Annotated in this window: 18 protein-coding genes; 9 read left to right on the plus strand and 9 right to left on the minus strand. The window is 72.0% G+C overall.

The window, feature by feature from the left end:
* Positions 1–11: 11 nt before the first annotated feature.
* Complete coding sequence (locus MILUP08_RS23940) at positions 12–908, minus strand: hypothetical protein (RefSeq protein ID WP_007462496.1); 897 nt, start codon at positions 906–908, stop codon at positions 12–14.
* 87 nt (positions 909–995) lie between these two features.
* On the opposite strand from MILUP08_RS23940, the gene MILUP08_RS23945 reads away from it, so the two are divergent.
* Positions 996–1964 (plus strand): hypothetical protein, encoded by a 969-nt coding sequence (locus MILUP08_RS23945; protein WP_007462498.1) that lies wholly within the window; start codon positions 996–998, stop codon positions 1962–1964.
* A 31-nt stretch (positions 1965–1995) separates the two neighbouring features.
* Here the strand turns inward: MILUP08_RS23945 and MILUP08_RS23950 are convergent, their stop codons facing one another.
* Positions 1996–3429, minus strand: a complete 1434-nt coding sequence (locus MILUP08_RS23950) for an MFS transporter (RefSeq protein WP_007462500.1) — start codon at positions 3427–3429, stop codon at positions 1996–1998.
* Between the two features lie 32 nt (positions 3430–3461).
* Positions 3462–3863, minus strand: a complete 402-nt coding sequence (locus tag MILUP08_RS23955) for an SgcJ/EcaC family oxidoreductase (RefSeq protein ID WP_007462502.1) — start codon at positions 3861–3863, stop codon at positions 3462–3464.
* A gap of 219 nt (positions 3864–4082) precedes the next feature.
* Between MILUP08_RS23955 and MILUP08_RS23960 the strand changes: the two genes are divergently transcribed.
* Positions 4083–5126 (plus strand): sigma-70 family RNA polymerase sigma factor, encoded by a 1044-nt coding sequence (locus MILUP08_RS23960; protein WP_007462506.1) that lies wholly within the window; start codon positions 4083–4085, stop codon positions 5124–5126.
* A gap of 8 nt (positions 5127–5134) precedes the next feature.
* On the opposite strand, the gene murD is transcribed toward MILUP08_RS23960, so the two are convergent.
* Positions 5135–6484 carry a UDP-N-acetylmuramoyl-L-alanine--D-glutamate ligase gene (murD, locus tag MILUP08_RS23965; protein ID WP_007462508.1) on the minus strand — a complete coding sequence of 450 codons (1350 nt, stop codon included), beginning with the start codon at positions 6482–6484 and terminating at the stop codon, positions 5135–5137.
* Between the two features lie 83 nt (positions 6485–6567).
* Here murD and MILUP08_RS23970 point away from each other — a divergent pair, with 83 nt between their 5' ends.
* On the plus strand, positions 6568–7917 hold the full coding sequence (locus MILUP08_RS23970) for a MurL-like N-terminal domain-containing (RefSeq protein WP_007462510.1): 1350 nt from the start codon (positions 6568–6570) through the stop codon (positions 7915–7917).
* A gap of 296 nt (positions 7918–8213) precedes the next feature.
* On the opposite strand, the gene MILUP08_RS23975 is transcribed toward MILUP08_RS23970, so the two are convergent.
* Genes MILUP08_RS23975 through MILUP08_RS23985 form a run of 3 tightly spaced genes read right to left on the minus strand, consistent with a single transcriptional unit; the run spans position 8214 to position 12278 of the window.
* Positions 8214–9929, minus strand: coding sequence for a PucR family transcriptional regulator (locus tag MILUP08_RS23975; protein WP_475028994.1), 1716 nt, complete (start codon positions 9927–9929; stop codon positions 8214–8216).
* A gap of 56 nt (positions 9930–9985) precedes the next feature.
* Complete coding sequence (gene argG / locus MILUP08_RS23980) at positions 9986–11437, minus strand: argininosuccinate synthase (protein ID WP_007462514.1); 1452 nt, start codon at positions 11435–11437, stop codon at positions 9986–9988.
* A 28-nt stretch (positions 11438–11465) separates the two neighbouring features.
* Positions 11466–12278: a TrmH family RNA methyltransferase gene (locus tag MILUP08_RS23985; protein ID WP_007462516.1), complete on the minus strand. Its 813-nt coding sequence runs from the start codon at positions 12276–12278 to the stop codon at positions 11466–11468.
* 120 nt (positions 12279–12398) lie between these two features.
* Between MILUP08_RS23985 and MILUP08_RS23990 the strand changes: the two genes are divergently transcribed.
* From MILUP08_RS23990 to MILUP08_RS24010, 5 genes are all read left to right on the plus strand, one after another.
* Positions 12399–14246 (plus strand): thiamine pyrophosphate-requiring protein, encoded by a 1848-nt coding sequence (locus MILUP08_RS23990; RefSeq protein WP_007462518.1) that lies wholly within the window; start codon positions 12399–12401, stop codon positions 14244–14246.
* 87 nt (positions 14247–14333) lie between these two features.
* A complete protein-coding gene (locus MILUP08_RS23995; RefSeq protein WP_007462520.1) occupies positions 14334–15209 on the plus strand; it encodes an MBL fold metallo-hydrolase in 876 nt (291 codons plus the stop codon).
* The gene (locus MILUP08_RS24000) at positions 15206–15679 is read left to right on the plus strand and encodes a MarR family winged helix-turn-helix transcriptional regulator (RefSeq protein WP_007462522.1); all 474 of its coding nucleotides are present in this window, start codon (positions 15206–15208) and stop codon (positions 15677–15679) included. Before MILUP08_RS23995 ends, MILUP08_RS24000 begins: the two co-directional genes overlap by 4 nt.
* A gap of 36 nt (positions 15680–15715) precedes the next feature.
* Positions 15716–16177: an SRPBCC family protein gene (locus tag MILUP08_RS24005; RefSeq protein WP_007462524.1), complete on the plus strand. Its 462-nt coding sequence runs from the start codon at positions 15716–15718 to the stop codon at positions 16175–16177.
* A gap of 103 nt (positions 16178–16280) precedes the next feature.
* Positions 16281–17009 carry a LolA-like protein gene (locus tag MILUP08_RS24010; protein ID WP_007462526.1) on the plus strand — a complete coding sequence of 243 codons (729 nt, stop codon included), beginning with the start codon at positions 16281–16283 and terminating at the stop codon, positions 17007–17009.
* Between the two features lie 66 nt (positions 17010–17075).
* On the opposite strand, the gene MILUP08_RS24015 is transcribed toward MILUP08_RS24010, so the two are convergent.
* The gene (locus tag MILUP08_RS24015; RefSeq protein WP_007462528.1) at positions 17076–17684 is read right to left on the minus strand and encodes a TetR/AcrR family transcriptional regulator; all 609 of its coding nucleotides are present in this window, start codon (positions 17682–17684) and stop codon (positions 17076–17078) included.
* Between the two features lie 133 nt (positions 17685–17817).
* Between MILUP08_RS24015 and MILUP08_RS24020 the strand changes: the two genes are divergently transcribed.
* A complete protein-coding gene (locus MILUP08_RS24020) occupies positions 17818–18180 on the plus strand; it encodes a DUF1330 domain-containing protein (protein WP_007462531.1) in 363 nt (120 codons plus the stop codon).
* Positions 18181–18323: 143 nt separating this feature from the next.
* Here MILUP08_RS24020 and MILUP08_RS24025 read toward each other — a convergent pair whose 3' ends face one another.
* A complete protein-coding gene (locus MILUP08_RS24025; protein ID WP_039906547.1) occupies positions 18324–20522 on the minus strand; it encodes a transglycosylase domain-containing protein in 2199 nt (732 codons plus the stop codon).
* Positions 20523–20706 lie beyond the last annotated feature (184 nt).

Genomic DNA, 20706 nt, shown 5'->3' on the forward strand with positions numbered 1-20706 from the left:
CGTCTCCGCCGTCAGTCCGAGAAGGTAGCGGCGTTCACGCAGACGTCGAACACGCGGGTGAGCCGCTCGACGTCCGTCCGGTTGACCGAGAACTGGTTCTCGCCGATCTCGCCGTGCGCGGTCATCCGGGCCTCCCAGCAGCTCGACCCGTCCCAGACTGTCAGGTTGACGAGGAGCTGCGGACTGACCACACCGAAGGGCAGCAGCCCCACTCGCGCCCCGGCCGCGCGCTGCCGCTGCACCAGGTCGGACAGCTCGTCGGTGAGCGTGGCGTAGACGAAGACCCGCGTGATCCGGACACCCCGTTGCAGGGCCGCGAGGTTCGCCTCCCAGTAGCGCCGGCCGATCTCGCTGCGCCACCAGCTCAGCTCCCCGCTCACCCGGGGCATCACGTTTGTCAACGCGTCCAGCCGGTGCACGCAGCCGCGGGTCGCGCCGACCAGGTCCTCGTCCTCGTCGCCGCGTCGGATGATCCGCCCCTGCGCGAGCTGCTCGGCCTCCAGCCGGAACTGCTCGTAGCGCCGCTGCGCCTCCGTCGCGACCCGCGTGCCCGCGTGCTGCTCGGCCGCCTCCCGCATGGCCCCGGCCAGCTCCGTGGTGGTGTGGACGAGCCACGGCGGGCCGTCCAGCAACGTCCGCAGGTGGAACCGGCGTTCCGCGCGGGCCAGCGAGTCCACCAGCAGGGAGATGGTGATGCCCATCAGGCCGGCCAGCAGCGACTCCACCCCGGAGGCGGCGTTGGTGAGGTCGAGGATGACGCTGAGGCTGATCGACAGCGTGATGCCTACCAACGCCACCGGGTCGGTGTGCGCCACCAGACGGGCGAAGCCGTCGGACGCGCCGCCGCGCCCCCGCAGCCGCCGACGGGGCACGTCCCGGGGCATGTCAGGGGCCAGGTCACGGGCCATCGAACGTCTCCCATCCGCCGGTGCCGCCAGGGTAGACGCCGGCCACAATCGCCGGCCCCGCCGAGCCGGGGCGGTAGCATCCGGCAGGTGCAGAGCGCGGACGCGGCCCCGTCGACCGGGACGGTCGCCGACCAGATCACGGCGGACGTCCGGGCCTGGGTCGACTCCACCCCGCTCCGCGGCCTGGTCCGGCACTTCGGCGGTCACTGGCCGGCTGGCGACCTCGGCGACGTGCTGCGGTTCCTCGACGACTTCTCCGAGCGGCACTGGGACTTCCGGCAGGGGCGGGAACGCCCGGACGCGCGGGAGCCGACCTTCGACGCGTCCACGTCCAGGCTGGTCCTCGACGCGGCCGCCACGCTGGGCATGGTGCGTGCGACACCGCCGGCCCGCCCGACGTACGCCCATCTGGTCGTGCTGGGCGGCCTGGCGCACGCCTGCGTGCGTCGCGTCGCGTACGCCGCGCACCTGCTGCGTACCGGCCTGCGGGTGACCGGCGAGGTCGCGGTGCTGGGCAGCTTCCGACCGCTGTCCGAGTGGGAACGCGCCACCCTCGCCGACGCGGGCCTGCCACCGGACGAGACCGAGGTGGACGTGCTGGACACTGCGGTCCGCCAGGTGTTCGGGGTGACCGCCCCGACCGAGCGGGCCGGTGTCGACGCCGGCCACCCCCACCACTCCTGGTCGTCGCGGACCTACCGGCCGAGCGGCCTGCCGGCGGTACGCGTGCTGGCCGCGCCGTCCAGCGACCCGCACCGGCGGCGCGCGCACACGGCCGACACGCAACGGTTCTGGGCCGAGCACGTCCGGCTCGCGCCGGGCGACGAGGTGCTGATGGCGACCGCGCCGATCTACGTGCCGTTCCAGCACTGCGACGCGCTGCGCACCCTGGCCGTGCCGTCCGGGTGCGCCATCGAGACCGTCGGGGTGGACCCGACGCTCGCCGACCTCGCGGTGCTGCCCGAGCAGACGCTCACGCCGGGGCGCTACCTCCAGGAGATCCGCTCGGCCATCCGCTCGATGCGCGCCCTGCACGACGAGGTCGCCCGGCAGTGAACCGGACGACCAGGTCGCGCCACGGCGTCTGTCAGCCCGTCGTGGATTCGGCAGGTGCGACACGCCCGGTGGTCGTGGCCGGCGCGACGTGGCGGTGTCGCGGTAGCACGAGGCCGGCGGCGCTGGCCGCGAAGGCGAGCGCGGCGGAGACACTCATCGCTGGGACGTAGCCGTCGCTGAACAGTCCAGCGGTGGCGTAGCCGCCGGCCGTGGCGAACACGGCGCCGGTGAGGGCGATCCCGAACGCGCCCCCGAACTGCCGGAGGGTGCTGAAGGTGCCCGACGCCCGGCCGATGTCCTGCGGCGCGACGCGGCTGACGACCGATCTGGTGACTGCGGGAAGGGCCAGCGAGAACCCGAGGCCACCGACCGTCATCGCCACGGCGGTCGTGGCGTAGCCGATGCCGGGCTCGGAGATCAGCGCGATCCATCCCATGCCGACGCCGAGCAGGAGCGTACCGACGAGGACCAGCGCCCGTTCGCCGATCCGATCGGTGAGCGCGCCCGCCCGTGGCGCGATGAGGAACGGTGCGATGCCCCACGGCAGCAGCCGCAAGCCGGCTTGTACCGCACCGTGGCCGAGCGCGACCTGCTGGAACTGGGCGGTGAAGAAGATCGCGCTGGTCAGCGACGCGTTGATGAAGAACACCGCGGCGTTGCCGGCGGAGAAGGCCGGTGAGCGGAACAGGCGCATCGGCAGCATCGGGGCGGGGGTCCTCAGCTCCCGGACGATGAACAGGCCGCCGAGCAGGATCCCGCCGACAAGCGTCGACAGTGTCTCGGCGCTGCTCCACCCGGCCGCGTTGCCGCGCACCAGAGCCCAGGTGACGCCCAGCGCCGACCCGGCGGCCAGGGCCAGGCCCGGAAGGTCGAGCGTGCCGCCGGGCCCGCGGGTCTCGGCGATCCGGCCGAGCACCAGCGGAATCGCGATGAGCGTGATCGGCACGTTCAGCCAGAAGATCCACTGCCAGGTGAGGTTCTGGGTGACGACGCCACCCAGAACCGGCCCGGCGACCGCGGCGAGCCCGGTCACGCTGCCGTAGATGCCCGTCGCCCAGCCACGCCTCTCGGGCGGGAACGCGCCGTTGAGCACGCCCAGCGCGACCGGCATGATCATCGCCGCGCCGGCGCCCTGCGCGACCCGCGCCGCGATCAGCGGGCCGACCTGGGTGGACAGCGCGCAGGCGGCCGAGGCCACGCCGAACAGGCCCAGCCCGATCGCGAACAGGCGACGCCGTCCGTAGCGATCGCCAAGCGCCGCTCCGGTCATCAGCAGGACCGCGAAGCTGAGCGTGTAGGCGTTGACCGTCCACTCGAGGTCTTCGAGCGACGCGCCGAGGTCCCGTTGGACAGCGGGCAGCGCGGTCGCCACCACAAGCATGTCCAGCACCACGATGAACGATGCCAGGGAGCTGAGGGCCAGAACCCACCGCTGTGCCGGCGTTGTTGTTCCTGTCTTGTGCACGTTCTTCTCCAGGGGTGGACGAGGCGGAACGGTCAGGCGGCGGGGCAGTCGTGGTACGCCTCGACGAGCCAGCGCCCGGAGCGGCCGGACAGGACCCACGTGGCGATCGACCAGCGATCGGCGCCCGGCTCGTTCTCGCCGGCGTCGACGGTCACGCTGCGGCTGATCACGATCGCGGTGACGTCGTCGAGGAACCGCACGCCCTGCACGCGGTGGACGCGCCGGGTGCCCTTGAGCTGGTCGGCGAACGCCGCCGCCATCGCGGTACGGATCACCGCCCTGCTCAGGAGGGCGACCCCGGGCAGTACCGCGGTCGCGTCGTCGGCGTAGTGGGCGACGAACGCGTCCACGTCGTTGTCCCCCCATGCGGCCGAGACGCTGTCGATCAGCGCTCGCACCGCCTGCTCGGCGGTGTCCTGGCTCGTGGAACTCATGGTCGTCCTCTTCTCGATCGGGGAGGTGCCCTGGCTGGCCGGGGACCAGGCGAGGAGGCAGCTCGCCGGTCACGAGTGCAGACTCGGCGGACGGATCGGACTGGTCGGCCACCGACGGGGACGTGGGCTTCGCCACACCGGAGCCCGGACCGATCACTTTCCGGCGGACCGCAGGTCTGTACCAGGACAGGTCAGGCCGCAGACGGGTGGAGTGACGACATGACCCAGGCAGCGCAGGCTCCGGTGCAGGGGACGTACGCGGGGACGGCCGACGAGGAGTTCTCCCGGCTCACCGAGCCGTACCGCCGCGAACTCCTGGCGCACTGCTACCGCATGCTGGGCTCGACGCACGACGCCCAGGACGTCGTCCAGGAGACCTACCTGCGGGCCTGGCGCGGCTTCTCCGGTTTCGAGGGCCGATCGTCGCTGCGGGTCTGGCTGTACCGCATCGCCACCAGCGCCTGCCTCACCACACTCACGCACCGCAGCCGACGGGTCCTGCCCTCCGGACTGGGCCCCTCCGGCGACCCGGACCAGCCGCTGACGGTCGCCGGCCCGGACGTCGCCTGGGTCCAGCCGCTGCCGGACGCGGAACTGCCCGGCACGGATCCGGCCACGATCGTCAGCACCCGGAGCAGCGTCCGACTCGCCCTCGTGGCAGCCCTGCAACACCTTCCGGCCCGACAGCGGGCCGTGCTGATCCTGCGCGACGTGCTCGCCTGGCACGCCTCGGAGGTCGCCGACCTGCTCGACACCACCACCGACGCGGTCAACAGCGCGCTCGCCCGGGCCCGCGCGCACCTGGCTCGCACCGGCCTCACCGAGGACATGTTCGCCGAACCGGCCGATCCGGCCGACCGGATGCTGCTCGACCGGTACGCCCGGGCCTTCCAGAACGCGGACACGGATGCGCTGCTACAGGTGCTGCGCGAGGACGTCACGATGGAGATGCCGCCACACCTGACCTGGTTCGCCGGACGCGACGCCGTCCTTCGCTTCCTCACCACCACCGTGTTCGGCCGCGCCGGCGCGATCCGCGCCATTCCGGCGACGGCCAACGGCCAGCCGGCGCTCGCCACCTACACCCGCGGCGCCGACGGGCTCTACCGCCCCCACAGCCTCCAGGTGCTCACCCCCACCCGGACGGGCGTCTCCCGGATCGTCTCCTTCCACGACCGGAGCCTCTTCGAGCCCTGCGGTCTCCCGACGTGCGTCGACGGGGACGGCCGTTCCGTCCGAGGACGGTGGTCCCGCCGGCGGTGACGCCCCGGTCAGGCCCGAGCGGTGTCGGCGACGGCCTGGGCGAAGACCTCGGAACGGTGCTCGAAGTTGCGGAACCGGCCGTAGCTCGGAGCGGCCGGGGACAGCAGCACCACCCCACCCGCCGGGGTCACCTCCCGGGACAGCCGGACCGCGTCCACCAGGTCGTCGACCAGCTCCGTACGCACCTTGGGCAGGCCGTCGAGCGCCGCCACGATGCGGGCGCCGCTGTCCGGGATGCCGATCACGGTCAGCTCCCGCTCGGCGAGATGCTCGGCCAGCGGCGTGTAGTCCAGCCCTCGGTCGTTCCCGCCGACGATCACCGTCAACGGCCTCCCGTCGTACGCGTCGATGGCGTGCATGGCCGCGTACGGGCTGGTGGCCAGGGTGTCGTCGACGAAGGTCAACCCGGACGGGTCGGTGATCTCGGTGAGCCGGTGGGCCAGCCCCTGGAACTCGGCGACAGCGACGGCGAGGTGGTCCCTGGCGGCCACCACGTCGACGCCGAGCGCGTCGAGCACGGCCAGGGCCACGCACAGGTTGCCCTCGTTGTGCCGGCCGACGAGCGGCAGCACGGCACGGGGGAAGAGCGGCTGGTCACCGAGGTGGAACCACTGCGTGCCGTCCGCGCCGGTGGCGACGTGGGTGGTGTCGGGGCGGCCCGCGCGGACGGCCGGCAGCTCCCCCAGCTCGGCGGCGAGCCGCGGGTCGGCGCCGTTTACCACTGTCGTCTGCGGATCGTGGGCGAGCAGGTTGAGCTTGTCCCGGTAGTACTCGCGCTCGCCGCCGTGCGCGTCCAGATGTTCGGGGAAGAGGGCGGTGACCACCGCCACCCGGGGCGAGTCGGTGAGGTCGCTGCACTGGTAGCTGGACAGCTCCAGCACGTACAGCTCCGCCTCGGGCAGGTCGAGGGTCGGCACGCCGATGTTGCCGCCGAAGACGTTCGGGCGGCCCATCGCGGTGAGCAGGTGGCTGATCAGGCTGGACGTGGTGCTCTTGCCCTTGCTGCCGGTGACGCCGACGGTGCGCGCGGCGTGGTCCGCCATCCACAGCGCGGTGCCCTGGGTGACGGGCACGCCGCGTCGGCGCAGCTCGACCAGCCAGGGGTGGGTCTGCGGCACGCCGGGCGAGCGGACCACCACGTCCGCGGCGGCCAGCCGGGCGAAGCCCGCCTCGCCGGTGACCAGCGGGGCCGCCTCGGCCAGCGGGCCGTCCCAGGGCAGGGACAGGAAGTTGGCGCTGTCGTCGACGGCGACCAGCTCGGCGGGGCCGTGCGCGGCGATCGCCGTCACAGCGGCCCGGCCCTCCCGGCCGGTCCCCCAGACGGCGACGGTACGTCCGCGCAGGTCAGACAGGCGCACTGGGCTCTCCTCGGGGTCGCGGCGGCGGCAGGGCGGGGGCCCGGTCCGGACACGGCCGGACGAACCAGGGCCTAGTATGGCGTGTGCCCAACGAGCAGCTCCGGCGGATGGACGCCTTCACCTTCCCGTCCTACTCGATCGACTTCGCCACCGGCGAGGTGTTGTTCGACTACGCGCTCACCGGTCCGGCAGGTGAGCAACGGTTCACCGAGGTGATCACCCTTCCGTTGCCGGCGCAGCCGCCCTCGGACGAAACGGTGGCGACCCTCGGCCGGGTGCTGGAGGTGCTGCACCTCGTCGCCGGGGTCAGCTACTACAAGGTCGCCGCGCCGCCCCGACTGGTGCTGCCGGCGCCGCTGGGCGCGGCCACCGTCGACTACGTCACGGCCGTCTACACCAAGGGCCTCGCGGAGTACGCGTACCGCAACCAGTTGCCGCACGTGCTGGAGTTGCGCCCGGAGTTGCCGGCCGGCTCACCGGAGCCGCCGCGCGTGTACGACGACTCCGACCGCCGCCCGCTCTCGGCCGTCGGCGGCGGCAAGGACTCGATCGTCAGCCTGGAGGCGCTGCGCCGCGCCGAGCTGGACCCGGTGCCGTTCTCGGTCAACCCGAACCACGTCATCGTCTCGGTCAACGAGGCGTCCGGGCTCACCCCCCTCGCGGCCCGGCGACGCATCGACCCGGTGCTGTTCGACCTGAACGCGGCGGGCGCGCTGAACGGGCACATCCCCGTCACCGCCATCAACTCGCTGATCGCGGTGGCGACGGCGGTGCTGCACGGGCTCGGCCCGGTGGTCATGTCCAACGAGCGCTCCGCGTCCGACCCGAACCTGGTCTGGAACGGCCACGAGATCAACCACCAGTGGTCCAAGGGCGTCGAGGCCGAAGGGCTGCTGCGGGGGGCGCTGGCCGAACACGCCGGCCTGACCGAACCGTACTTCTCGCTGCTGCGGTCGCTGTCCGAGCTGCACATCGCCCGGCTGTTCGCCGAGTTCACCAGGTACGACGACGTGGTGACGAGCTGCAACCAGGCGTTCAAGCTGCGCGACGCGTCCGAGCGCTGGTGCCGGGACTGCCCGAAGTGCCGGTTCGTCTTCCTCGCGATGGCGCCGTTCATGCCCCGCGAGCGGGTCACCCACATCTTCGGCGGCGACCTGCTGGCCGACCCGGAGCAGATCCCCGGCTACCGGGAGCTGCTGGGCGTGGACGGGCACAAGCCGTTCGAGTGCGTGGGCGAGGTCGAGGAGTCGGTGGTGGCTCTCGGCCTGCTCGCCGAACAGGACCAGTGGCGCGACGCCCCGGTGATCAGGGCACTGGTCGAAGCCGTACCGGAAACGGCCTGGTCCGCGGTGGCGACGTCGGACGTCTTCACCCCCGGCGGCCCCAACCACATCCCCCCCACGTACGCAAAAGCCCTGGCCGCCCTCGCCTAACTCGCAAAGTGCCGGCGCTCCGCCCCTGTGACGCCGCGTAACCGCCGCAGCGCCCCACCGACAGCACCCCACCGACGCAGTGCCCCCGGGACGGGTGTCGCTGCTCCTTTGGAGCTGATGTCGTAGACGAATCAGGGCATGCCCCCGGCCGGGCGGGGCGAGCCGGGGCGGGCCGAGCCGAGCGAGCCGGGCCCGGACGAGCCGGGGCGGGGCGAGTGATTCGTTCACGGCATCACCTCGACAGCGTGCCGGACCCGCATGCCCAGCCCCCTGCCCGGGCCGATCCCCGCCCGGCGTCAGGGGGCTCGGACCGCTTCCAGGGCCAGCAGGGCCACGTGGAGGGAGAGGCTTGCCTCCACCGAGTCGAGGTCCACGTCGAGGATGCGGGCGATGCGGGCCAGGCGTTCGTAGAAGGCCGGTCGGGACAGGTGGGCGGCGGCCGCGCCGGCGGACTTGTTGCGCCCCTGCTCCAGGTAGGCGCGCAGCGTGTCGAGCAGCCGCTCCCGGGGGTGCTTGGCGTCGTACTCCAGCAGCGGGCCGAGTTCGCGTTCCACGAACGTCTGGAGCCGGGGCTCCTCGCGCAGCAGGTGCAGCAGCCCCGCGAGGCCCACGTGCGGCAGTCGGAAGATCGGTAGGTCCCGCCGGTCCCGCCGGGCCGCCTCGGCGATCTGCCGCGCCTCGACGAGCGACCGTCGCGCCTCCCGCAGACTGCTCACCCCGGACCCGGCCGCCACGATCACCGCGCCGGGACCACCACCCCGGGACGGATCGGCGCCGGATGGTGTCCGGCCAGATCCGGCGTCGAGGCGTACGCGACGAAGCGCGCCGGCGAACGCGGACAGTGCGCGGTCCTCAGCGGCCGGGTCGGGCAGCGCCAGCAGCGCGCCCACCGAGTTGTCGTCGACGGCACTGGTCAGCGCGGTCAGCTTCGCTTCCCGCAGCGCCTGGCCGACGGCCTCGGACAGGTCCCGCAGCCGGGCCGGGCCGGCCTCGGGGCCGCCCTCTCCGGCGGGGTCGTCGGCCCGCTGGCGAACCATCACGCCGACGAGGTGCCGCCGGTCCAGCGCCACGCCGAGCGCCTTGGCCCGCAGCGCCACCTCGTCGACAGGTCGGGAGTGGTCGAGCAACGCCGTGAGCAGGGTGCCGTGGAGCTGCCGTTCCAGCCCTTCGGCGTCGCGGCGGATCAGCCGGCCCAGCGCGAGGGTGGACGCGGCCCGCTCGACGAGGATGGTGAGCCGGGTGGGCGGGGCGACGGTCGGCTCGCCGGCTCGGGCGCTGGGCGCGTCCCCGCCGGCCGGCCAGCGCAGCAGCAGCCGCCCCCAGTCCTGCCCCCGGGCACCGACGACGGTCACCAGCCAGCCGCTGTCCGGCTCGTACGCGGTACGCCCGGCCGGCCGGATCCGCCGGGAGTGCTGCTCCCAGCCGTCCAGCAGCAGTTCGGCGCTCTCCCCCGCCGGGTCGTACCCGAGGACCTGCCGGGACAGGTTCTCCAGCACAACGGGGCACCCGGACAGCTCGGCGGCCTGCCGGATCACCTCGGCCGCGTCGGCGCCCTCGACGGAGAGCTCGGTGAACCGCTGGTGGATCTCCTCGGCGGCCCGCAGCTCGGTGAGCTGCGCGTCGACGATCAGCGCGTGCACCGCCTCGGTGATGCGTACGAACGGGGTGGCCCGGCGCAGCTCGACCAGGGGCAGGCCGCGCCGCTCGGCGGCGGCGGCCATCACCCGGGGCGCGCCGCTGACGTACCGGCGGCCCAGCTCGACGACGAGCCCGGAGACGCCGACGTCGGCGAGGTCGCCGATGAACGCGCGCAGCCCCGCGTCGTCGGCGGGCAGCCCGATGCCTGTGGTGAGCACCAGCTCGCCGCCGCCGAGCAGGGTGGCGATGTCGGGCACCTCGGCGACGTGCACCCAGCGGACCGGCCGGTCCAGCCCGGCGTCCCCGGCCACCACGCGGGGAGCGCCGTGGCGTACGGGGTCCAGGGCGAGGACCTCACGGACGGTAGGGAACACGGCCGACACGCTACCGTCCGTGACCCCCGACCCTGGAACTCGACCTGCCGGGCCGGTCAGTCGACGCCGAACTCCATGGCGGCGCGGTCGAGCGCCTCGTCGGCGGCGGAGGCGACGCCCCGGGAGGCGATGGCCTCCGCGCCGCCCTCGGGCATCGCACCGATCAACCCGGTGGAGGCTGCCTGCGCGGCGCCGATCATCGGCTGGCGCGCCGCGCCGCCGACCATGCCGAGGGAGGCGTACTGCTCGAGCTTCGCCCGCGAGTCGGCGATGTCCAGGTTGCGCATGGTGAGCTGGCCGATCCGGTCGGACGGGCCGAACGCCGAGTCCTCGGTGCGCTCCATCGACAGCTTGTCCGGGTGGTAGCTGAACGCGGGGCCTGTCGTGTCCAGGATCGAGTAGTCCTCGCCCCGGCGCAGCCGCAGCGTCACCTCGCCGGTGACCGCGGTGCCGACCCAGCGCTGCAACGACTCGCGCAGCATCAGGGCCTGCGGGTCGAGCCAGCGGCCCTCGTACATCAGCCGGCCGAGGCGGCGGCCCTCGCTGTGGTAGTTGGCCAGGGTGTCCTCGTTGTGGATGGCGTTGACCAGCCGCTCGTACGCGGCGTGCAGCAGCGCCATGCCGGGCGCCTCGTAGATGCCCCGGCTCTTGGCCTCGATGATCCGGTTCTCGATCTGGTCGGACATGCCCAGGCCGTGCCGACCGCCGATGGCGTTGGCCTCAAGCACCAGGTCGACGGGGCTGCCGAACTCCTTGCCGTTGATCGTCACCGGACGACCCTGGTCGAACCCGATCGTGACGTCCTCGGTCGGGATCTCCACCGACGGGTCCCAGAACCGGACGCCCATGATCGGGCTGACCGTCTCGATGCCGGTGTCGAGGTGCTCAAGGGTCTTCGCCTCGTGCGTCGCGCCCCAGATGTTGGCGTCGGTGGAGTATGCCTTCTCGGTGCTGTCCCGGTACGGCAGGCCACGCTCCAGCAGCCACTCCGACATCTCCTTACGGCCACCCAGTTCGGTGACGAAGTCGGTGTCGAGCCACGGCTTGTAGATGCGCAGCTGCGGGTTGGCAAGCAGGCCGTAGCGGTAGAACCGCTCGATGTCGTTGCCCTTGAACGTCGAGCCGTCGCCCCAGATCTGGACGTCGTCGGAGATCATCGCCCGCACCAGCAGGGTCCCGGTCACGGCCCGGCCCAGCGGGGTCGTGTTGAAGTACGCCCGCCCGCCCGAGCGGATGTGGAAGGCGCCGCAGGTCAGTGCCGCCAGCCCCTCCTCGACCAGGGCGGCGCGGCAGTCGACCAGTCGGGCGACCTCGGCGCCGTAGCTGAGCGCACGGCCGGGCACCGAGCCGATGTCGGGCTCGTCGTACTGGCCGATGTCGGCGGTGTAGGCGCAGGGGACGGCGCCCTTGTCGCGCATCCACGCGACCGCGACAGAGGTGTCGAGGCCGCCGGAGAAGGCGATGCCGACACGTTCGCCGATGGGCAGGGAGGTGAGAACCTTGGACACGGGGAAGATTATTCAACAAGACGCATGGTCATGCAAGCGGATCGTCGCGACCCAGTTCCCAGAACGCCACCGCAGCGGCTGCGGCGACGTTCAACGAGTCCACGCCACGCCGCATCGGGACGACCACCCGCACGTCGCTTGCCGACTGCGCCGCGGCGGTGAGGCCAGGCCCCTCGGCCCCGAGCAGCAACGCCGCCCTCCCGCGCTGCGCCGGGGTCAACCGCTGAATGGGTACGGCGTCCGGCGCCGGCGTCATGGCGAGCACTGTGAAGCCCGCCTCCCGCACCTCGTCGAGGCCGGCGGGCCAGCGCTCCAGCTTGGCGTACGGCATCGCGAAGACCTCGCCCATGCTGACCCGGACGCTGCGCCGGTAGAGCGGATCGGCGCAGGACGGCGACAGCAGCACGGCGTCGACGCCCAGCGCGGCGGCACCCCGGAAGATCGCGCCGAGGTTCGTGTGGTTGTTGACGTCCTCCAGGATCACCACCCGGCGCGCGGCGGCGAGCACCTCGGCCGCCGTCGGCAACGAACGGCGGTGGAACGACGCCAGCACCCCCCGGTGTACGTGGAAGCCGGTGGCCCGTTGCAGCACGTCCTGGGTGGCGGCGTAGACGGGCGCGTCGCCGGTGTCGAGGTCGGCGAGCTGGTCGACGCGCTTGGCGTCGACCAGGTACGACCGGGCCGGGTAGCCCGCGCGCAGCGCACGGCGCAGCACGAGCTCGCCCTCGGCGATGAACAGGCCGTGCGGAGGTTCCCAGCGGGTGCGCAGCTCGACGTCGGTGAGCGCGCGGTAGTCGGCGATCCGGTCGTCGTCGGGGTCGGTGATCTGGTGGACGGGCACCCGACGATTCTGCCCCGACGGCCGACCGCCACCCCGGACGCCCGCCCGACGTGGTGTTTTGTCCGGTCAGGAAGGGGAACGACCGGCACACGAGCGGACTCGACGGGAAGGACCAGCCAGGTGAGCGCAGACCACACGGCACCGGGCGAAGGGGGCACCCTGCCCCGGCGTCCGACAGTCGCGGACCACATCGTGTCCCGCCTGGCGAGCTGGGGCGTGCGCCGCTACTTCGGCTATCCCGGCGACGGCATCAACGGCATCACCTCGGCTCTGCAACGCACCAACGAGCGCGCCCAGTTCATCCAGGTACGGCACGAGGAGACCGCCGGCTTCGCCGCCTCCGCGCACGTCAAGTACGGCGGCGGGCCGCTGGGCTGCGCGCTCGTGACCAGTGGACCCGGCGCCATCCACCTGCTCAACGGCCTGTACGACGCCAAACTCGACCACCAGCCGGTGGTCGCCCTGGTCGGGCACACCGCGGTCACCGCCGAGGGCGGCGGCTACTACCAGGAGGTCGACCTCCTCGCCCTCTACAAGGACGTCGCGGCGGCGTTCCTGGCCCAGCTCGACCACCCGGCGCAGGTCCGCCACCTCGTCGACCGGGCGTGCCGCACGGCGCTGTCCCGGCGTACCGTCACCGCCCTGGTGCTCCCGTCGGACCTGCAGGACGAGGCGGCCATCCCCGACCCGCCGCACGCGCACGGCTACTACCACACCAGCAACGTGCCGAGCAGCACGCCTACCGTGCCGCCGCAGGCCGACCTGCGCCGCGCCGCCGAGGTCCTGCGCGGCGGCGAGCGGGTGGCCATGCTGGTCGGGCAGGGCGCGCTCGGCGCCGAGGACGAGGTCCGCGAGATCGCCCACCGGCTCGGCGCCGGGGTGGCCACCGCGCTGCTCGGCTTCACAGTGGTCGACCATCGCGAGCCGTGGGTGACAGGCGCGATCGGGCTGCTCGGCACCCGGCCGAGCTGGCAGCTCATGAGCGGCTGCGACCGGCTGCTGATCGTGGGCAGCAACATGCCGTACTCGGAGTTCTACCCGCCACCCGGGCAGGCCCGCGCGGTGCAGATCGACCTGGACGGCACCCAGCTCGGGCTGCGCTACCCGACCGAGGTGAACCTGACCGGCGACGCCCGCCCCACGCTGCGGGCGCTGCTGGACGAGCTGGGCCCCGGCCCCGGCCCGACCGCCTGGCGGGGGGAGATCGCCGAGGCCACCTCGGCGTGGCGACGCGTCCAGCGCGACCTGGCCGCGCAGACCGCCGACCCGGTCAACCCGCAACTGCTGTTCACCACGCTCAGCGACCGACTCCCCGACGACGCGATGCTCGCGGTGGACTGCGGCACCGCCACCGCCTGGTACGCCCGGCACGTGCAGGTCCGGCCCGGGATGCTGGCCAGCCTCTCCGGGACGCTGCTGTCGATGGGCGGTGCCATGCCGTACGCGCTGAGCGCCAAGTTCGCCCACCCGGACCGGCCGCTTGTCGCGCTGATCGGCGACGGGGCGATGCAGATGAACGGCGTCAATGAGCTGATCACCGTGGCGAAGTACTGGCGCGGCTGGGCCGACCCGCGGTTCGTGGTGCTGGTGCTCAACAACCGGGACCTGGCGTTCGTCAGCTGGGAACAGCGCTCCAGCGAGGGGACGCCGATGTTCCCGGACAGCCAGCAGTTGCCGGACATCGCCTACCACCAGTGGGCCCAGGTGCTCGGGCTGCACGGAGAGCTGGTCGACGCGCCGGAGCAGGTGCCCGGCGTCTGGGAGCGCGCGCTGGCCGCCGACCGGCCGGTCGTCATCAACGCCCTGGTCGACCCGGCCGAGCTGATGCTGCCGCCGCACTTCACCGCCGAGCAGGCCCGCAAGACCGCGGCAGCGGTGCTCCGCGGCGACACCGACTGGGCCGGCATCATCCGCCGCGGTCTCCCCGCGACGATCGCCAGCTACCGCCTCCGCCGCCGCGAACGCTGACGGCGCGACGCCGCTTGACACCGGGACTCCACAGTCGTCTACTTCATGTCACGACATACATGTCGTGACATGAAAAGGAGCGACCCAATGAACCCGATCAAGCGGGTGACCGTCGTCAGCACGGGCACCGTCCGGATCCGTCCCGAGCACGTCGAGACGAACGGCACCCCACTGCTGTGGTGGCTCAACACGTCACGCCGGTGGACCGACCCCCTCCCGATCAACGTGTACGTGATCGAGCACGACAGAGGGCTGGTGCTGTTCGACACCGGCCAGGACCGGCGCTCGGTCACCGACCCGGGATACTTTCCCGGCGGCCTGGCCGGACACGTCTACCGCCGACTCGCCACCTTCGACGTGCCCGCCGGCGCGACCCTGACCGACCGCCTCCGCGAGCAGGGCTACGACATCGCCGACGTGCGCGTGGCAGTCCTCTCGCACCTGCACCAGGACCACATCGGCGGGCTACGGGAGCTGCCCCGATCGACGCGGATCCTCGTCCACGCCGCCGAACTGGCCGAGGTCGACAAGAGGTTCGCGGTCTTCGCCGGTCTGCTGCGGGAGCACATCCACGTGCCGGGCGTCAGCTTCACGGCCGTCACCCCGCAGCGGGTCGACGACCCGGCGATCGTGCCGTTCACCCACGCCCACGACGTCATGGGTGACGGGTCCCTGTTGCTGCTGCCCACCCCCGGGCACACGCCCGGATCGATGTCGCTGCTGCTACGCGGTGCGGGGATGCCGCCCATGTTGTTCGTCGGCGACGTCACCTACGACGTGCGGCGGCTCGCTGCCGACCGCGTCCCCGGAGTCGGCGACGCCGCCGGGCTGCACGAGGTCACCGGGCGGGTCAACGCGCTGGCCGCCCGCTACCCGAGCATGCCGATTCTCGCCGCACACGATCCCGCGGCGGCCGGGCTTCTGGCCAGGGCGCTGGCCGAACACGGCACCATACCGGTGTGAGAACAGCCGAACAGCTCCGCTACCTCATCCTCGCGGCACAACGAGAGGGCAACCGCCAGCTCACCGTGCTGCTGTCCGCGATCGGCCTCACGCCGGCGCAGTCGGAAGCACTGCGCATCATCGCGGACCACGGACCGCTGGCACTCCGGGAACTCGGCGACATGCTCGTCTGCGACACCGGCACCAACCCCAGCCGCATCGTCGACCGACTCGTCGCCGCCGGCCTCGTGGAGAGAACCAGCAGTGAACACGACCGGCGGCAGGTCAAGCTCACGCTCACGCCGACGGGCCAGGACAAGGCCCTCCGCGTCGCAGAGATCGAGAACCAGCTGTACGACCTGCTCGACGACGCCACGGCGGGCACGGACGTGGGCGCCCTCATCGCGTTCCTGGACGGGTTCACCCGACAGTCACCCGCCGGAACCGCCCTCGCGAACCGCCTCGCCGCCGAGAAGAAGCAACCCGACTGACCCGTCGCCGAGTGCGACACGCCCCAAGGGAATCGCATGAGCTTCCAGCTGACCCTCGACATCAAGGCCCCCGCAGCGCAGGTGTTCGACTTCGTCGCCGACTTCACCACCATGCCGAGGTGGTATTCCGCGGTGCGACGCGTGGAGCGTGTCGAGGGCACCCACGGCCTCGGCACCCGCTACCACGTGTACCGGAACCTCCCCGGCGGGCCGGCCCGCAACGACGTCTCGATCACCACGTACACAGCGGGTGACGAGGTCACCTTCACCTCGGTGAGTGGGCCGACTCCGTTCACCTACCGCTACCTCGTCCGACCGTCGGGCGACATGACGGCACTCGTCCTCGAAGGCACGATCAGCGCCTCCGGGCTCACCGGCCCGGCGGCACTCCTCGGACCGTTCGCCGAGAAGCTTTTCAGCGGTGGGATGCGCGACAACCTCGGCACGCTCAAGCAGATCCTGGAGGCGGCCCCGCGCCATCAGCGCCGGATCACCTGAACGCCGTGCCGGGACGACGGACAGATCGAAGGATTGCCCGAGATCAATCGCGGGTACCTGCCCTGTCCGCTCACCCACGGGGGGTGGCACAAGGGAGCTGACGATGAGATCGACGACAGTCCGAGGAAGTGTGCTCGCCATTGTGGTGGCGGCCCTGCTGAGCGGCTGCGGGGGTGGCGGTGACGACGGGCAGCCGAAGTCGACGGCACCCGCCGACAACGGCGTCGCCGCGCTCGCGCCGAACGAGGCCCTGCAGCGCGCCACGACGGCCGTGCAGAACGCCAAGTCGTACCACCTGGTGGGCGACGTCGACAACGACGGCCAGAAGATGAGCCTGGACTTCAAGGTGACCGGCAGCGACCTGGGTGGTCGGGTGTCCACCGGCGAGGGCAGCGTGGAGTTGCTCTCCGTCGGCGGGCAGCAGTACATCCGGCCGGACGAGAAGTTCTGGGCCAAGAACGCCGGCGCCCAGGCGTCGGACGAGATCGTGAAGCTGATGGGCGACAAGTGGGCCAAGGTGTCCGCCAAGGACGACTTCTCGCAGCTGTTCGACGTCGCCAACATCGACGAACTGCTCAAGCCGGACGGCACCATGACCAAGGGCGAGGGCAAGGAGATCGACGGCGTCAAGACCATCGGCCTCGTCGACGGCGACAAGAGCGGCACGCTCTACATCGCCACCACCGGCGAGCCGTACCCGATGCGGATGGAAGGCAACCAGGACTCACCCGGTCAGATCACGTTCAGCGAGTTCGGCGCGACCTTCGACGACGTGAAGGCGCCGCCGGAGGGCCAGGTGGTCGACTTCGACCAGTTGAAGAACAAGAAGTAGACGACGCACTGCTGTTCGGCCGGCGCCTCCCCACTCTGCGGTGGGGAGGCGCCGTCGCGTAGCGGGTCAGTCCCGCCGGTCGCTGGCCGGGCTCGACAGGGCTTCCTGCGCGGTCTGGAGGATCTCCTCCGACAGGGGCGTCTGACCCGTCGCGCGGGCCAGCGTGAGCGCACCGACCATCGTCGCGAGGTCGACGAGCGCGCGCCGCCGGGCCTCGGTTCCGTCTCGGCCGGGCGCCTCCGCGAGGTCCGTCATGCGCTTCACGGTCTCCTGAAGACCCACCGCGTACGACGTACGGAGCGGGCTGTCGGCGGATGCCCGGGCGGCGTCGGCGGCCAGCGCGGTGTTGGCACATCCGGTGCCGGGTGTGTCGCGATGCTCGGGTGACAGGTAGTGCCGCAGCAGCGCGCTTCGCGCTTCCGACCGGTCGGGTAGGTCGTCGGAGAACTGGTCCAGCAGGGCCAGGAGTTCGCCGAACGCCGTCGTGGCGGCAATGCCCAGCAACTCGTCCTTGGAGCTGAAATGCTTGTAGAAGCCTCCGTGGGTCAGTCCGGCGGCACCCATGAGGTCCTGCACGCTCATGCCCGCCGTGCCGCGTTCACGCAGCAGCCGTGAGGTGACGGCCACCACCTCCTCGCGGTGCCTCGCCGCTTCGGCACGTGACGTTCTGCCCATCGCTCTTCCTCCCTCACGTGCTCACCGCTCGACCCCTCGATTATAGAGGACGACCCTAATCCAAAACTTGTCGCAACGGCGAGGCTCGGTTAGATTATGAGCGTCATCTAAAGCACGAGCACTGGAGATCCCCATGAGCACCTACCTGATCAATCACCTGCGCATCCCCGGCGGCATCCCGAACGAGGCGGGGCTGTCGTACCTGGAGCAGGTCGAGGCGACCGTGCACCCGTACGGCGGCAAGTGGCTCGCCCAGGGCGACGTGGACGTGGTCGAGGGCACCTGGCCCGGCTCCGTCGTCCTGATGGAGTTCCCCACCCGCGCCGACGCCGAGAACTGGTACAACTCGCCCGAGTACCGGGCGATCCTGCCGCTGCGGACGAACAACGCGGTCTCGGACATCATCCTGGTCGACAGCCTGGCACCGGACTTCACCGTCGCCGGTTTCGCCCGGCAGGTGCGCGCCGCCATCTCGGCAGCCTCCACCAACGGCTGAGTCTGGGCCCGGTCGAGTCGCACTCCGAGGTCCCGCCGGCCACGGCGGTGACCTCGGAGCGACCGACGCCAGCCAACGGTCCTGCGGGAAGAGCACGGCGGCCCGGCCCGAGGTGGGCCAGGCCGCCGTCACTGAATCCGGGGTCAGCCCCGGCGGTCGAGCCAGCGTTGGAGAGCCGAACGCGGGTCCTGGGTGGGCTGCTGCCCGCGGTCCGGGACGGCGGGGCGCTCGACCGGGCGGCGGGGCTCGCCGGCCAGCTCCTTGCTGGGCGCGGCGAACGCCTTCTCCGGCTGCCCCTTCACCGCCGTGGCGATGACCCGGGCGACCGCGTCGATCACCTTGCTCTGCACCGCCGAGCCCACCGAGTCGGCCGGGTCGTCCGGGTTGGCGGCGATGCCGGCCACCGCGACCTGCGGGGTGAAGCCGACGAACGTCTCCGTGGCGTTCTCCTCCGAGCTGCCCGTCTTACCGGCCACCGGCCGCCCGCCGAGGATGTCGTTCACGCCGGTGGCGGTGCCGCCGTTGCACTGCCCGTACGGCGACTGCTGGCCCACCGGGCAGCGGGCCGCGTCCGTCGCGGCGCGCGCCACGTCGGCGTCGAGGACCCTCTTGCAGGACGGCTGACCGACCGGCACCTTCGCGCCCTTCGCGTCGGTCACCGAGACCACCGGCACCGGCGTGCAGTACGTGCCCTCGGCGGCCACCGTGGCGTACGCGTTGGCCAGGTCCAGCGGCGTGGTGGCGGCGACGCCCAGGGTGAACGACCCCCAGTTCGCGGCGTTGTCCTTGGCGAAGGAGGCGTCCGAGTCGGCGCGGAAGGTGATGCCGAGCCGCTGCGCCATCTCGACCACCTTGTCCTGGCCGACCTGCTCGGCCAGCCAGACGAAGTAGGTGTTCACCGAACGGCCGAAGCCGTCCCACATCATCCGGTACCCGTCCATCCAGTCCGGGTTGGCGTTCGCCGGGCACCAGTGCCCGTCGCAACTGCCCGGCCCCTCGGCCGCGTACCGGGTGGGCAGCTTGGCGGGGGCGTCGAACCCGGTGGAGAGGGTACGGCCCGACTCGAGCGCGGCGAGCATGGTGAACAGCTTGAACGTCGAACCCGCCTGGTACCCGTCGACACTGGCCCCGCCGGAGATCAACGGGTTGACGGTGTTCGGGTAGTTCGCCTGCCCGGCGGGGTTGTCGGCCAGGCTGTAGTGCCTGTTGACCGCCATCGCCAGCACCTGCCCGGTGCCCGGCTGCACAGCCGCGATCGGCAGGGCGCGCTTGTTGTCGTAGCCGTACACCTTGGTGGCCTGCTGCTGGGCGGTGGCCTGGACCTGCGGGTCCAGCGAGGTGACGACCGTGTAGCCGCCCGAGCGCAGGGCCTGCTCGCGCTCGGCGGTGGTGGCGCCGAAGGCCGGCTGGGTCAGCCACCACTGGCGCAGATAGTCACAGAAGTAGCCCCAGTCGTCGTGGCCCTGGGCGACGGCGGTGCAGCCGTTGGGCTGCGCGGTCGGGTGCAGGGTCAGCGGCTCGGCCTTCGCCTGCGCGGCCTGGACGGCGGTGATCGCGCCGGTGGCGACCATCGAGTCCAGCACGTACGACCGACGGGTCAGCGCCTCGTCCTTGTCGCCACCGATCGGGCTGTACGCGTCCGGGGACTGCACCAGGCCGGCGAGCAACGCCGACTCGGCCAGGGTCAGCTTCGCCGGCGGCTTGCCGAAGTAGCGCTGGCTGGCCGCCGCGATCCCGTACGCCCCCGCGCCGAAGTAGGCGATGTTCAGGTACCGGTTGAGGATCTCGTCCTTACCGAGGCTCTTGTCCAGCGCGCCCGCGTACCGGATCTCCTGGAGCTTGCGCCCGACGGTGGGGTCGGTGGCGGCGGCGCGCTCCTCCGGCGTGCGGGTGGGGTCGGTCTTGAGGACGTTGCGGACGTACTGCATGGTCAGCGTGGAGCCGCCCTGCTCGGTGCCGCCGCCCTTGACGTTGGCGACCAGCGCCCGGGCCAGGCCGCGCAGGTCCGCGCCGCCGTGGTCGTAGAACCGCCGGTCCTCGGCGGCCACGATCGCCTGCCGCATCACCGGGGCGATGTCCGCCAGCGCGACGTCGGTGCGGTTCACGTCGTAGAACGTGGTGAGCAGCGTCTTGCCGTCATTGGCGTAGAGATACGAGCGCTGCGGGGTGGCCGGCGTCTTCAGCGAGGCCGGCAACGCGGCGTACGACCCGATCGCGGCGCGCGCGGCGAACCCGACCAGCAGGTTGCCGGGCAGCGCGGCGACAGCCAGGGCAAGCCCGGCCAACACGCCGGCGAGCAGCACGGTGAACAGCCGCGACAGCGGCGAGCGAGAGGCGGCCATGCTCCCCAGGATTGCCACAAAAACCGCCAACCGACCACCCCCACCCCGCGATTGTCACCAACTTCACGCCCATCCCCCCACCCCAACCCCCAACCCCTCCCCCAACCCCCAACCACCCCGGTGATCATGGGGTTAGCGGGGAGTTTGATCAGAGAACCGCCCGTCAACCTCATGATCACCGGGG

This window comes from Micromonospora lupini str. Lupac 08, assembly GCF_000297395.2.
Classification (GTDB): Bacteria; Actinomycetota; Actinomycetes; order Mycobacteriales; family Micromonosporaceae; genus Micromonospora; species Micromonospora lupini.

Excerpts from the sequence above, each read along its gene's own strand:
- MILUP08_RS23940 (WP_007462496.1), bottom strand. The coding sequence starts at position 908 with ATGGCCCGTGACCTGGCCCCTGACATGCCCCGGGACGTGCCCCGTCGG.
- MILUP08_RS23955 (WP_007462502.1), bottom strand. The coding sequence starts at position 3,863 with ATGAGTTCCACGAGCCAGGACACCGCCGAGCAGGCGGTGCGAGCGCTG.
- MILUP08_RS23960 (WP_007462506.1), top strand. The coding sequence starts at position 4,083 with ATGACCCAGGCAGCGCAGGCTCCGGTGCAGGGGACGTACGCGGGGACG.
- MILUP08_RS23995 (WP_007462520.1), top strand. The coding sequence starts at position 14,334 with ATGAACCCGATCAAGCGGGTGACCGTCGTCAGCACGGGCACCGTCCGG.
- MILUP08_RS24005 (WP_007462524.1), top strand. The coding sequence starts at position 15,716 with ATGAGCTTCCAGCTGACCCTCGACATCAAGGCCCCCGCAGCGCAGGTG.
- MILUP08_RS24010 (WP_007462526.1), top strand. The coding sequence starts at position 16,281 with ATGAGATCGACGACAGTCCGAGGAAGTGTGCTCGCCATTGTGGTGGCG.
- MILUP08_RS24015 (WP_007462528.1), bottom strand. The coding sequence starts at position 17,684 with ATGGGCAGAACGTCACGTGCCGAAGCGGCGAGGCACCGCGAGGAGGTG.
- MILUP08_RS24020 (WP_007462531.1), top strand. The coding sequence starts at position 17,818 with ATGAGCACCTACCTGATCAATCACCTGCGCATCCCCGGCGGCATCCCG.
- MILUP08_RS24025 (WP_039906547.1), bottom strand. The coding sequence starts at position 20,522 with ATGGCCGCCTCTCGCTCGCCGCTGTCGCGGCTGTTCACCGTGCTGCTC.